This window comes from Aphanizomenon flos-aquae FACHB-1287, from assembly GCF_014698755.1.
In the GTDB taxonomy this organism is placed as follows: domain Bacteria; phylum Cyanobacteriota; class Cyanobacteriia; order Cyanobacteriales; family Nostocaceae; genus Dolichospermum; species Dolichospermum flosaquae.
Genome location: NZ_JACJTO010000002.1, coordinates 73498 through 85080, shown reverse-complemented (window position 1 = coordinate 85080; position 11583 = coordinate 73498). Strand labels below are relative to the sequence as shown.

Annotated in this window: 12 protein-coding genes; 5 read left to right on the top strand and 7 right to left on the bottom strand. The window is 36.8% G+C overall.

Annotated features, from left to right (window positions below):
* Positions 1 to 26: 26 nt before the first annotated feature.
* Positions 27 to 500 (bottom strand): TspO/MBR family protein, encoded by a 474-nt coding sequence (locus H6G44_RS01465; RefSeq protein ID WP_190384778.1) that lies wholly within the window; start codon positions 498 to 500, stop codon positions 27 to 29.
* A gap of 184 nt (positions 501 to 684) precedes the next feature.
* Positions 685 to 1473, bottom strand: a complete 789-nt coding sequence (locus H6G44_RS01460) for a TIGR01548 family HAD-type hydrolase (protein WP_190384777.1) — start codon at positions 1471 to 1473, stop codon at positions 685 to 687.
* 84 nt (positions 1474 to 1557) lie between these two features.
* Between H6G44_RS01460 and H6G44_RS01455 the strand changes: the two genes are divergently transcribed.
* From H6G44_RS01455 to H6G44_RS01445, 3 genes are all read left to right on the top strand, one after another.
* The gene (locus tag H6G44_RS01455) at positions 1558 to 1893 is read left to right on the top strand and encodes a hypothetical protein (RefSeq protein WP_190384776.1); all 336 of its coding nucleotides are present in this window, start codon (positions 1558 to 1560) and stop codon (positions 1891 to 1893) included.
* Positions 1894 to 1913: 20 nt separating this feature from the next.
* Positions 1914 to 2150: a DNA-directed RNA polymerase subunit omega gene (locus tag H6G44_RS01450; RefSeq protein ID WP_015079483.1), complete on the top strand. Its 237-nt coding sequence runs from the start codon at positions 1914 to 1916 to the stop codon at positions 2148 to 2150.
* A 314-nt stretch (positions 2151 to 2464) separates the two neighbouring features.
* A complete protein-coding gene (locus H6G44_RS01445) occupies positions 2465 to 2827 on the top strand; it encodes a hypothetical protein (RefSeq protein WP_190384775.1) in 363 nt (120 codons plus the stop codon).
* 62 nt (positions 2828 to 2889) lie between these two features.
* Here the strand turns inward: H6G44_RS01445 and H6G44_RS01440 are convergent, their stop codons facing one another.
* Positions 2890 to 3780, bottom strand: a complete 891-nt coding sequence (locus H6G44_RS01440; protein ID WP_190384774.1) for an alpha/beta hydrolase — start codon at positions 3778 to 3780, stop codon at positions 2890 to 2892.
* Positions 3781 to 4147: 367 nt separating this feature from the next.
* Between H6G44_RS01440 and H6G44_RS01435 the strand changes: the two genes are divergently transcribed.
* Entirely contained in the window at positions 4148 to 5644 is a 1497-nt protein-coding gene (locus H6G44_RS01435; protein WP_190384773.1) for an HlyD family efflux transporter periplasmic adaptor subunit, read from the top strand.
* A 111-nt stretch (positions 5645 to 5755) separates the two neighbouring features.
* Here the strand turns inward: H6G44_RS01435 and H6G44_RS01430 are convergent, their stop codons facing one another.
* The 4 genes from H6G44_RS01430 to H6G44_RS01415 form a co-directional block, all read right to left on the bottom strand.
* Positions 5756 to 8437 (bottom strand): DEAD/DEAH box helicase, encoded by a 2682-nt coding sequence (locus tag H6G44_RS01430; RefSeq protein ID WP_190484228.1) that lies wholly within the window; start codon positions 8435 to 8437, stop codon positions 5756 to 5758.
* A gap of 160 nt (positions 8438 to 8597) precedes the next feature.
* Positions 8598 to 9032, bottom strand: coding sequence for a DUF29 domain-containing protein (locus H6G44_RS01425; RefSeq protein ID WP_190384771.1), 435 nt, complete (start codon positions 9030 to 9032; stop codon positions 8598 to 8600).
* Between the two features lie 37 nt (positions 9033 to 9069).
* Positions 9070 to 10767: a HEPN domain-containing protein gene (locus tag H6G44_RS20585; protein ID WP_190384770.1), complete on the bottom strand. Its 1698-nt coding sequence runs from the start codon at positions 10765 to 10767 to the stop codon at positions 9070 to 9072.
* Between the two features lie 60 nt (positions 10768 to 10827).
* Positions 10828 to 11175, bottom strand: a complete 348-nt coding sequence (locus tag H6G44_RS01415) for a hypothetical protein (RefSeq protein ID WP_190384769.1) — start codon at positions 11173 to 11175, stop codon at positions 10828 to 10830.
* Positions 11176 to 11338: 163 nt separating this feature from the next.
* On the opposite strand from H6G44_RS01415, the gene H6G44_RS01410 reads away from it, so the two are divergent.
* Positions 11339 to 11581 (top strand): DUF2281 domain-containing protein, encoded by a 243-nt coding sequence (locus H6G44_RS01410; RefSeq protein WP_234413228.1) that lies wholly within the window; start codon positions 11339 to 11341, stop codon positions 11579 to 11581.
* Positions 11582 to 11583 lie beyond the last annotated feature (2 nt).

The window sequence follows — 11583 nt, the reverse complement described above, 5'->3', positions numbered from 1 at the left end:
TGATTAAGACTTTCCAATTTCCCTCTTTAAGCGTCCTGAGGATTAATTCGACTCATTTGCCATGTCGTGTATGTTCCTATGGGACTCCACAGTAAATAGGGTAATAATAGTAATGCTGCCCAAATAGATACTGGTAATACTGCTAGTGTAATTAACAGACAAATTAGTAATCCTGTACCACCGATAATTGTACCGGCAATGAGACTGCGAAGACTTAACATTACAGGGGTGTAAGCTATAGTAAATATCTCTAGTAGTAGGTATAAACCCATCATTAAGCGGGTTACATCAGTATTTGGTTTATGTTCCCAAATAATATAAGCTGACCAAGCACCACAAATAAATATTACAGTCCAAATCAGTGGGATTATTGATTCAAAGGTTAACCATTTAGGTCTTTGTAATTGTCGAAACCATTGACTATGGTTAGGTGTAATCCAGTTACCAGCAAACCCGACTAAGAATGTTATAATGCCAATTATCATCCAAGATCTAATCATAATTGCCTTGATACTGACTTAAGTAAAAGTCCGACGCAATAATATTACAATAAAACAGTTCCGAAAAATCTAGATCAATATCTTAAGCTGTTCCAAGTGCATAAGCTTTGCACCACTGCACTTTAAATAATTTACCCTCAATAATGCTAGTTTTCAGAAAAACTTATTTGCCGCTTTTTCACCCTTACAATGATAATGTATAAATCGTCTTAATAGTTAATTCCTGCACATTATTAAACACTATTTTGGCTCCAGCTTTCATCAGTGTCTGTGCATAAGCTTCACGTCGTTCTGTTGTTTCCTGAACGTGAGGAGGTAAAACTCCCACACCTAACCAAGTTCGAGAATTATCTATAACTTTTGCTTTGTTCACAGTATACATATCTGCTACTGTATCACCTACATATACAACAGTTTGTTTTTGATCACTACCATTTTCTAATATATTAATAGTAGCAAAAAGTCCGGTAGGATCTGGTTTACTAGGTGCATCTTCCATAGCAATTAAAACAGGAGACTGTAACCCCAAACGTTTTTCTAAAACATAGTTAGCACTCAACCGCGTAGCACCACTAAAAAAACCCCAAGCAATACCAGATTTTGTGAGTTCTTGAAAATAACCAGGCTGTGCTAATAAAGGTTCATGACAAATGTATCCGTTCCAATTTTCAGAATCTGTACCACGATAACGGCTTTGAAAATAAGTAACAATTTTTTGATAATCTAATTGTACTTGTTCCCGTTGCTGTCCTTGACTCATAAAATGACGGTAAATTAATTCTTGGGAGGCTTCCCAATCATTATTCCAAATTCCTTCTGATTTGAGGTTATCAATGTCTACAGGGGTGGGACGATAGGCTGAGACGGTAAAATACTCCACCGTATCAGATATAGCGCGACGATAGGAGCCGCTAACATCACGGATAACCCCATCTATATCAAATACAACTATTGCTTTTGTGTTTTCGGTCATGGCAGGAACTAGAAAAGGAGGGTTAACAAAATTTATAGTAATCTTATTTGACTTTTTAATTAGTATTATACCTAAAAATAAACAATGGTAACTATTGTTGTTCTGATTAATCTTCTTATTTCCTGCATACTTCTTTACTTGGCTCAAAAATTACGAAAAGTAAAAAATTCCCTAGTGTTGATAACAGATACATTTAATCAATTTGAACGGGCTAGTTATGAAGCTTTACATACAGCACCAGATAATATTTATCTAAGTAAAGAAAAAATTCAGGATCTCCGTCTAGAAAATAGAATACTTCAACAGCAAATCCAACAATTACGACAAATTCTCAGTCTCATTATTTTAGTTAGACAAATTTCCCAAGGATCATTCCGATTCCCATATCTAAATTTGAAAAATCCGAGTAAACTAGAATAGAATCTCCATAGTTATCAATTATGCTTAAGCGTTCCAAATTCGAGACAACTCAATCTCAAATCATGCACCGTGCGGAAGAATTAATTAGTGCTGCATCAAATCGCTATCGCATTACTGTTCAGGTCGCAAATCGTGCTAAACGGCGACGTTATGAAGATTTTGAAAATAACGAAGATTCAATCATGAAGCCTGTACTAAGGGCAATTATCGAAATGTCTGATGAGTTAAATCAGCCAGAAATTATCGGTGAATTGTAATTTGGCAAATTAGAAATCAGTAGTCAGGGGCAAGAAAAAACAGGGTATTGTAGGGTGAGTATGACTAGTCCACGCAGGTAATACAGCGGTTTCCGCTCTTATGAGGTATAAAGTTAAATCATGAACCTCCTGTGGTGCGGGCATCTTGCCCGCTAAATATGTACTTTATAACACCGAAAACCCTAATTATGGTGCGTGACGCTATAGTTAAAAAACTCTACGTATCTGGTAATTTTTTCAAAAATTAAACCGGATTTTTATACTTTTAGTTAATATTGTTATTCCCCTCTTCAAAAGATATAATTTTAGCAAATATGGCGGATAAAAACTTAGAAGATCTAATCGTCAAAATTACAAAAAAGGTGCTTAAAAAAGAGATTAAAAATGGTAATCAGGAGAATTTGCCAATCGTTTTGAATGAATCTAATTCTACATTAGATAACTGGGAAAGTGCCAATAGTTCCGCAGAAGCTATTGAGGATATACAAATTATCCCCTACAGTAGATTACCAGATCAGGAAGATATAGAACTTGAGCGTAAATTACGAGAACTCAAATTTAAACAAGAATTAAGAAAAGATTGGATTTCTTTTTTAGTAAAAGATGTAATTGTCTATTCTACAACCATGATTTTTATTCTTGTGCTGATTGGTTTTTATCTATTTCGGATTAATTAAGGGGGAAAAGGCAAGAGTAAAGAAGTTTTCAGCGATTTTACGTTTTTTTACACAGTTTAGTTCTATTGTGTTGATCTACTTACCGAAGTTGGTAAATGTTGATCCATCCAATTAGCTAAATCAGTAATTACCCGTAGATAATTGATATCATAGTGTAAATCATGATACCCACCAGGATATTCAATTCTTAACTTATCTGGATAGACAACATTTTGGTAAAAAATTTCACTTCCTGCTGGTAAAGCGATTCTATCTGCACCTCCATGTAAAATTAACAGTGGTACTTGCCATTTTTTAGCATGAGTATGAATCCAATCCACTGTGGCAAAAAACTCCGTAGATAGCCTAGCAGTAGCGAGAGTATGACGGAATTTATCTTGAGTATAGGAATCTAAAATTTTTTGATCTCGTGAACCCGCGCTGAAATCCAAACCGATATTTAGGGAAAAATGCGGACAGATATGGGAGAGTAACTTACCTAAAATTAAGCGACTCAGTGGTACTCCCACTTTCCCAATACTGGGAGCAAAAGCAATCACACCTAACAACGTAGATTTATCTAGTCCATAACGGAGAGTATAATCTAAAGCAATTACTCCTCCCATGCTATGTCCTAACAGAAAAATGGGATATCCTGGTTGTTGTTGTTGAATTAAATTGAGAAAAGTTTGTAAGTCATCACGAAATTCTGCCCAGTTATTAATATAACCTCTTTGACCAGATGAACGTCCATGACCACGTAAATCAAAACCATAGATAGCATATTCTTTTGGTAACAAATATTCAACTATTGTACTGTAAAGTCCGCTGTGTCCTCCGAGTCCATGTACTATGGCTAAGATTCCCTTCACCTCACCTCCAGGATGCCAGCTTTGGTAGTATAAATCAAGTCCACCAACACCGGAAAATTTGCCCTCTTGACGAGAGGCGATAGCTTTACTGTGATCAATCATACAGTTAATTCCTTGCTTTTTTTGGCCAGTAAGCCACCAGCCTGTTAACGTATATTGTAGAGAAATTTGCTTCTAATTGTAGAAATAAATACGGATAAACCGGATTATATCATCAAAATCACCAAGACGATGGACATAAATTCCCGACTTCTCAAAGGTGGATATATTAAAAGTAGTGACTTACATAACAATATTTTAGATTAGCATAGATTACCATTAAATATTTAGTTGTTGCTCAAAAAAATTCCTAATGTAGCTGTACAAAATTACCAAGTTAAGCGGTTTCCTCTGGAGAAGTTAGTTTTATAAAACTGACATTAAATTCAGATCACTCAATAAAAAAAACAACTAACAAAACTGACAAATTATGAAATTTTCCCTAGCTGCAAATGCAGTACAAGCGCGTCAAACAAAAGCAAGATTTGCGAAACCAGAAGAACAATTATCCTATGAATTGGGCAAAGCTGTACAGGAATTACCAGCACTTTATACAAGATTGTTAGCGGGAACAATTAGTTTTATTATATTGGGAACAATTTCCTGGGCACATTTTTCAGAAATTGATGAAGTTGCTACAGCTACAGGAGAATTAATTGCTTCTACCCAAGTTAGACCAGTGACAGCTTTGAGTAATGGTGCTATTTTAGCAGTCAAAGTAAAAGAAGGTGATCAAGTGACAAAAGATCAAATTCTCATTCAAAGAGATCCCAATTTTCAACAAATAGATATTAACCGTCTAGCTAAATCTAGTAAATTAATTGAAGATGATTTACAGCGATTACAAGCTGAACGTTCTGGTGGTAAAACTACGGGAACAATTTTACAAAATGAACTTTTAAACTCTCGTTTATTAGACTATAAAGCTAAACAAGCAGCAGCAGCAGCAGAAGCTAAACGTCAACAGTTTATTGTCAACCAATCCAAAGTTCGTTTGAGTCGCTTACAAGAAAATTTAGCCAATGCAAAAATCAGTTTTACCAATGTGCAAAAAAACTTAGAAAATGTCAAAAGTCTGCGTTCTATGTTAGATAATAATCTATCTATTGCCCAACAAAGAGAAGAAAATCTGCGGATATTATTTGAACCAGGTGCTTTAACCAGAGTTGATTATTTAGATGCTAAAGAAAGATTAAATCGTGCCAATGCAGATATTATTAGAAATGCCGATGAAGTCACCAAAAATCAAAACAATTTAACAGAAGCAAAAGATAAAATTACCTCTTTAGAAAAAGACATTGCTGCTCAATTGCAAGAAATAAATCAAGCAGAACAGGCTTATCAAACAGCCCTAAGTCAAAACATTCGGTTAACCTCAGAACGTCAAAGTGAAATTCTCACCCAAATCAACAAACGTAAAGAAGAATTAACTACTGTTGCTGGTCAATTAGAACAAGCCAAACAACAAAAAGATAGAGAAACCATTAAAGCCCCCGTTGCTGGAATAATTTACAAAATTAAAGCTACTAAAGGTCCAGTACAATCAGGAGAAGAACTACTATCAATTTTACCAGAAGGAGAAGAAATGCTTCTAGAAGTAAAAGTTCTAAACCGTGATATTGGTTTTATTAATCAGGGAATGAAAGCAAAAGTCAAAATCGCCACTTTTCCCTTTCAAGAATTTGGTGTAGTTGAAGGTGAAGTATTACAAATTAGTCCTAATGCCATTATTGATAAAGAATTAGGCCTAGTTTTTCCTACCAGAATTAAATTAAGTAAACATTCCTTAAATGTGCGAGGACAACAAGTGGAATTTAATCCAGGTATGGCTGCTAATGCTGAAATAGTCACGCGCAAGAAATCGGTTTTAACATTCATTATTGAACCGATTACTCGACGTTTTAGTGAGGCATTTTCTGTCAGATAAAAATCACAGAGTCAAGCAGTCAGAATTAAGAATTAGGAATTAGGAATTAAGAATATTTTTCTTTTTTTCTCCCTCTTGCCTCTTGTTCTTTACCTCTTACCTATTCCCTAATTATTCCATTACTTCATTCACAGGGAATCTATCAATTAACTGCATAGCCCGTTGAGCATTGCGCCGCAACATCTCTGGTAAATTAGGAACATGAGGAATCTGGGATAATAAATCCAAAGTTCTGCGTAAAATTCGCACCACGTCCCCTTCATCTAAAGTGGTTTTCTCACATAATGCCTTCCATTCTACCCCTAACGCCCATTGTTCCACTAAAGAAATCAAGCCGATAAAACGAGTTTCCAAACCCACCGGTAAAGCTACTCCATGACGATACTGCACCTTTAATACAGAACGGCGAATAGGTTGTACTGTTAACCAAGCAGCATCTGCTTCTGGGGATAGATTAAAATCAACTTTAGTATCTGGACGAGGGCTTTCAGTCACTAAAGCGGCTATAACTGCGGCTAAGTTATGGGGACCAATATTATCTAATTCCCCACTAGCTAAAACTAAACCTAACCACAATTCATTTTCACCGCGAATGGCCGCCGCAATTTCGCCTAATTTTGTGGGAACTAAATTATCCAAACATTCAAAGGACTGCAAAATTTCAATTAAACAGAGAAACTCTTCCCAATATCTTTGGGATTGTAGTGATACTTGTTCTTCTAAATGTTCAATTTCTGCCTCTAATTCGACACAACGCGCCCTATTTTTAAATATTTTGGCAATATTTCCTGATTTTTGGATGGGATGGTTTTCTAACTGTTCTTGAACCGCAGTTAAGCGACTGAGTTGTTCTTTTACTTCCGTCGGTAGATGATTAAATTCTTCAGGGTTGGGTATGCTTTGAGCGATAGCAATTGTACTTTCATCACCACGAATTGATTGTCCTCGTTTTAAGCTCAATTCTGAAGGTGGTATGATATCATCAGGTACTTCTACTCGCTGCATTTCTGCATACATATCTAGTATATCCGCCGATGTTGCTACATACCAACGGTTATTTTGTCCTAAGCAGACAAAGTAAGAGGTTTCGCCAACACCTACAGCTTTGTCAACCAGCACTACTGTGATTGGGAGGGATGACATAGCGTTTCTGTCGTTGAGACTTAACATAGTTCCAGATATGGCAAAATCTAGCATCATTGCTAATTGTGCCTGTCTATCTTCCTGTGCTTGTTCTTGTAAGGTTTTAAAAATTTGGCGTTCTACCTTCAGTCGTTGACGCAATTTTTCATATACCATTAATTCATTTTCATCAATTGCTGCCAGTTGTGACTGAATTTGCGATAATTCGGCTTTAAATTGCGCTAATTCTTCAAAATCTGGTTGTAGATGCAAATTAGACATATATTGTCCAAAACTGCGTTCTATTAGTTCTCTGGCTTTTTCTATGGTGTGGGTTTGTAGCAGATTTAAAACCATGCCATAACTGGGTGTAAACTGACTAACTAAGGGATCTGCTTTAGATGTTGCTAAATAGGATGCCTCTTTAGCACCTTCAAAAGGGGTTTGTAATGTAACTACATAACCTTGTAGATCCATACCTCTACGACCTGCACGCCCAGCCATTTGCAGAAATTCCGAAGCATTGAGTAAGCGGTGTCCATTATCAGTGCGTTTAGACAAAGTAGAAATTACTGTAGTTCGTGCGGGCATATTAATTCCCGCCGCTAAGGTTTCGGTGGCAAATACTACTTTAATTAATCCCTGTTGAAAAAGTTCTTCGACTAATCCTTTCCAAGCTGGTAGAATGCCAGCATGATGAGCAGCTATACCTCGATATAGTGGTGCGACTTGTCCAACCCTACCTGCATCAGGATTGCGTCGTAAAAAATCATCAATCTGTTGGCGCAGGATTTGAGACTCATCATTATTAACCAACCATAAATCACCAACTTCTTCGACGGCTTTATCACAGCCCCGACGACTGAAGATAAAGTAAATGGCGGGGAGCATATCCCGTTCCTGAAGCTGGTTAAGGGTATAAATAATACCAGGCGGTTCTGGTCTACCAGCCTTACCCTTTTCCCAATATCCTTTTTTAGCCTTTTTGACTAAACGGGGGTTAATTTTGGTATTAGTTTCATTTAATAAGGGAAATAAGCCCTTGGGATTACAAAAGTTAAATTCGAGGGGAACGGGACGAAAATCCGAGTAAATCAGGTCTGTTGGTCCATGAACATGATTTAACCAACTGGTGAGTTGGTCACTGTTGGCAACTGTAGCGGAAAGGGCTACAAGTTGGACAGACCGAGGACAGTAAATAATTGATTCTTCCCATACTGTACCGCGTTGACGATCATTCATGTAGTGGCACTCATCCAGCACTACAGCCTCAACATCAGTTAAAGAGATGCCAATTTGACCTATGGGTGTGCCATAGAGCATATTGCGGAAAATTTCTGTAGTCATAACCAAAATTGGGGCATCCCTGTGAATGGAAGCGTCTCCGGTCAGGAGTCCAACTTGGTCAAAACCAAATTTTTCGCGGAAGTCTCGAAGTTTTTGATTAGATAACGCCTTGAGGGGAGTGGTGTAAAATACCCGTTTCCCGCGAGATAAGGCGCGATAGATGGCATATTCCCCGATTAAGGTCTTTCCTGAACCTGTGGGCGCGCAGACGACTACTGAACGGTCAGCATTGAGGGAGGAGATCGCTTCTTTCTGGAATTGATCTAATTCAAAGGGGAATATTGACCCAGGGTCAATTTCATTAGCGGAGTCGGAATAATTCACTCAATCATAATTTGCAAGCAGACTATCCACTATCATAACGTGATTCGTGGTTTGCTACGTTGAGAGGAAAAGCAGAAGTTGTGAAGGTATTACTGAGCTTTTTTGCATTATTTGACTATTTCGGCAATTTTGGGGAGAACTCGCCAAGCAATTACACTGACTACTTCCGCCAAGAAGGTTGTTGCAAAATTTGATCTATTTCTTGAGGAAAAGGACAATTATCAGGAAAAGAAAAAGATTGATAATCAGAGTTCTCTCGCAGAGTCGTTAATGCGCTGATATAACATTCTATAAATATTTCATCCCAATACGGTCTTAAGCTGGGAGAGTCTTCCAATAAGCCTTTCAATTCTCGCTGACTACGCTTAATTGTTTCTGTCCAACTACGGTAGTCTTGAACGTAGTCTGAATAACAAAGTTTAAGACAATGTTCTAGCATTGTGATGAGCCGATTTCGCAATTCTCGCTTTTGACTCCTTCCCAAACTTTCAATCTCCTCAATTAAGTCTTCCCAGTCAACACTATGATAATTTTGCTCTTTCAATAGATTAATTGTCTTTTCAATCCAGAGGGCGTAATCTGTTTGGGTTAGCATAGTATTTTTCCTCTTTCCCTAATTTTACACTTTTTTATCATTTTACTATTTCGGCAATTTTGTACAGAACTTGACAGGCAGATTCTAATTCGCTTTGGGTGGACAATGGGGAAAATACTCGTGATATGGCATAGTGTTTATTTTCTAGTTTGACAAATACAATATCATCGCCATTGGTTAACATTCCGAAGTTGGGTAGATTAGGGTTGGGACTAGCCATTAAGTAAGCCAGGGTTTGTGGCAATGCTGACCAAACTGATAAAATGGTTTTTTTTGATTCTAAAACGATTACCCATAGTTGATCTTGTAATACCAGTAAATCTATTCGACCTTGGAGGGTTTCTTCACTATCAGCTATTGTTATTTGTACAGATTCTTCTGCTTTGATGCGAAAAGGTGGATCATATAAACCGGCAACGGTAAGTAATGGAGAAACGAGTAATAGCATTACTGTACTTTCCAATAAATGTCCACCTGAACGATGATAAAGATAACGTTTCCAGAGAATTTCTAGGTTAGTGCGGTCATTGGGATTAATTTCAGGTAATTGATTATGCCATTCTGTAAAAAAATCCTGAGATTCATTGCGACTCAAGCCAAATCGTTTTTCTGCTTCAGCGATGGTGGTGATAGTTTCAGTCACAAAAAGATGTTCAAAAACTTGGTTACTGAAGTAGACCCTTAATGCAGTCATAGCAGCAGTTTGTATATCTTTCATAGGATGGGACTTAAAACGCTGTCGATAATTATCTAAACCATCCCACTTTTTAATACTACTTATCCCACCGTGTACAAGTTCGTTCCGAAGTTTAAAAAGTTCATCTATACGCTTCTCCCAGTCGTTTTGATCAGGAAATGTTTTTCTGATACCTTCTTTAAGATTTTTACGAACTTTAGTGTGTTCACAAAAAAGAGCATCTAAGGCAATGAAGAAGTGAATAAAACGCTCTGTACCATCATAAACAATTCCATAGTTAATAAAATGGGCAGCCGTAGTCGCTCGTTGTTCAGCCAAGTTTGAAGCATTAGACTTTAATTCATACCAACTTTGTATTTCAGATAATATATCTGATGATATATGAAGACAATTGTTAACCAATAAAGGTGGAAATAGATTGCCTATTCTTGCGGTTATAGAACCGCATTCTGCTTTACTTGCATCATCTGGAAATTGAATTGAATAGGTAGTTGGATCTGCACCACTCTTAGTTAGAAGGTTAGGTATTTGATCATCTAAACAAGAGCAAAGAATAGCAATGAAAGTACGCATACTGTCCCCTGCAATACTTCTAGCACCAGAGGCTGTCCCTGATGCTTCACAAACCAACCAAGTTGGTGAAAATAAGAAGTCCTTATGGGTATGGTCACTTATTCCATTTGCCCAAGTTTCAATGCTAGGCATCCAGTCTTGTGATTCATCGTAATTTTCAGAAAGTTTTTTCCATTGATCTTGATCATTAGCCCTAAGAAGAGTTAAACCATCAAATCCAAGAATAAATGAATCAGTTCTGACTCGCAGTGGGTACATAATTAGCCATTGAACTAGCGAATTAGCTAAATTGCGATGGATTTCATTCCACAAATGAGATGCAAATTCGTCCGGATTTTTAATTGTTCTGGCTTCAAAAAGTGTACTGGCTCTTCTTAAAAAAAGACTTTCAAAGGTAAAAAGATTTGGGTTAATTGCAGAAGTGTTGAATGTTAAGATTTTGAGGATTGTGTCCAAGTTGTGCATTGGTATTGGTGATACCAAATTTGGTCAATTAATGACTCTATTCTCAATAGACAATGGATTTTACCTGGGTAAAACGCAAAGATTGTAAAGTTTTATTGCAGGATTCAACACTTGTGGGTTAATTGCATTTTCTCGCAATGTTTCTCTAATTATCTTTAAAAAAGACTCTTTGTCAACTCCTTCAAGCTGAGGGTCAAAACGTATAGCTATATCTGCAATATCTTCACAACATTCAAACACACCACGATTTATCCACCACTCCATTCCAAATGATGAACCCAGATGTTTCCCAGTCATAAATGATTCTAATAATCCAGAACCATCTTCTGGCTCGTTCAAATAAATCTGTTTTGTCAAATGAATAAGCTTCTTGATAAGCTTCTTGATAAGAGCATTATTGGCTTTCATTATTTCGATAGATTTTATAAAATCCTTTTTATTATAGCTGTTATCCTTTGGATGCAATACAATAGAGGGCGGGGAAACCCTAATCCTAAAGATTTTACAACTCACAGACTTTTTCACAAACTGGAGAACCGTTAGACAGCAATTTCAGTCAGAATAGAATAGTGTGTTTGAAGTAAGCCGCATTCCTTTAAATCAATATATGGATACTTTAACCAAAAACCGAGAGCAGATTATTGAGTCAATTAAGACATTACCAGAAGATTCACTCACTGAACTCATAAATTTTGTTGATTACCTGCGCTATAAAGCAACTCAAAAACAATCCCAAAAAACTAGTAAAAACTTTTTGCTTTCAATTGCAGCCTTGGGAAATTCAGTAAAAAAGAGTGATAATGGAAAATATTAACG